At 65.4% G+C, this 1,772-nt stretch carries 1 protein-coding gene; it reads right to left on the reverse strand.

Translation table 11 applies throughout. From position 1 onward, the window contains the following. On the reverse strand, positions 1 to 1,772 hold a 1,772-nt coding region (gene carB, locus Q0L94_RS17795), incomplete at both ends, for a carbamoyl-phosphate synthase large subunit (protein WP_296756010.1).

Below are 1,772 nucleotides of genomic sequence, written 5' to 3' on the forward strand. Positions count from 1 at the left end.
ACCGCCTCGGTCATGTAGCGCCGCAGGTCGGCCTCCTCGCGCACGATTTCCATGGCGCGGCCACCCAGCACGTAGCTCGGGCGCACCACCAGCGGGTAGCCGATTTCCTCGGCCATGCGGATGGCGCTGTCGGGGTTGCGCGCGGTGCGGTTGGGCGGCTGCTTGAGACCGAGGTCGTGCAGCATCTGCTGGAAGCGCTCGCGGTCCTCGGCCGCATCGATCATGTCGGGGCTGGTGCCGATGATGGGCACGCCGTTGCGCTCCAGGTCGCGTGCCAGCTTCAGCGGCGTCTGCCCGCCGTACTGCACGATCACGCCGAAGGGCTTCTCGATGCGCACGATTTCCAGCACGTCTTCCAGTGTCAGCGGCTCGAAATACAGGCGGTCGGAGGTGTCGTAGTCGGTCGACACGGTCTCCGGGTTGCAGTTGACCATGATGGTCTCGAAGCCGTTCTCGCGCAGCGCCAGCGCGGCATGCACGCAGCAATAGTCGAACTCGATGCCCTGGCCGATGCGGTTCGGCCCGCCGCCCAGCACCATGATTTTCTTCGCGTCGGTCGGGTGCGCCTCGCACTCTTCCTCGTAGGTCGAGTACATGTACGCGGTCTGCGTGGCGAACTCGGCTGCGCAGGTGTCGACCCGCTTGTAGACCGGGTGCAGTGCCAGTTCGTTGCGGCGCGCACGCACCGCGTGCTGGTCGGTGTCCAAAAGCTTGGCCAGGCGGCGGTCGGAAAAACCGGCGCGCTTCAGCTGGCGCAGTTCATCGCGGCCGAGGTCGGTCAGCGCACGTCCGGACAGCGAGGTTTCCAGTTCGATCAGGCCCTGGATCTGGTCGAGGAACCAGGGATCGATCTTCGACACGGCGTGGATTTCCGCGAGGCTCATGCCGACGCGGAACGCATCGCCGACGTACCAGATGCGCTCGGGGCCGGGCGACATCAGCTCGGCCTCGATTTCCTCGCGGTCGGTGGTCCTTGGGTCGAAGCCGTCGGCGCCGACTTCCAGCCCGCGCAACGCCTTCTGCAGCGACTCCTGGAAGCTGCGGCCCATCGCCATCACCTCGCCCACCGACTTCATCTGGGTGGTCAGGCGGTCGTCGGCCTGCGGGAATTTCTCGAAGGCGAAGCGCGGAATCTTGGTCACCACATAGTCGATCGAAGGCTCGAACGAGGCCGGGGTCGCGCCGCCGGTGATGTCGTTCTGCAGTTCGTCGAGGGTGTAGCCGACCGCCAGCTTGGCCGCCACCTTGGCGATCGGGAAGCCGGTCGCCTTGGATGCCAGCGCGCTTGAGCGCGACACCCGCGGGTTCATTTCGATCACCACCATGCGCCCGTCTTCCGGGTTGATGGAGAACTGCACGTTGGAGCCGCCCGTTTCCACACCGATCTCGCGCAACACTGCCAGCGAGGCATTGCGCATGATCTGGTATTCCTTGTCGGTCAGCGTCTGCGCCGGCGCCACGGTGATGGAGTCGCCGGTGTGCACGCCCATCGGGTCGAAGTTCTCGATCGAGCAGATGATGATGCAGTTGTCCTTGCGGTCGCGCACTACCTCCATCTCGTATTCTTTCCAGCCGAGTAGCGATTCCTCGATCAGCAGCTCGTGGGTCGGCGAGGCTTCCAGGCCGCGTTCGCAGATGGCGACGAACTCGTCCTTGTTGTAGGCGATGCCGCCGCCCGAACCGCCCATGGTGAACGACGGCCGGATGATGGTCGGAAAGCCGAGCGCGGCCTGCACCTGCAGCGCCTCTTCCATGCTGTGCGCGATCGACGA

The organism is Thiobacillus sp. (assembly GCF_024708915.1).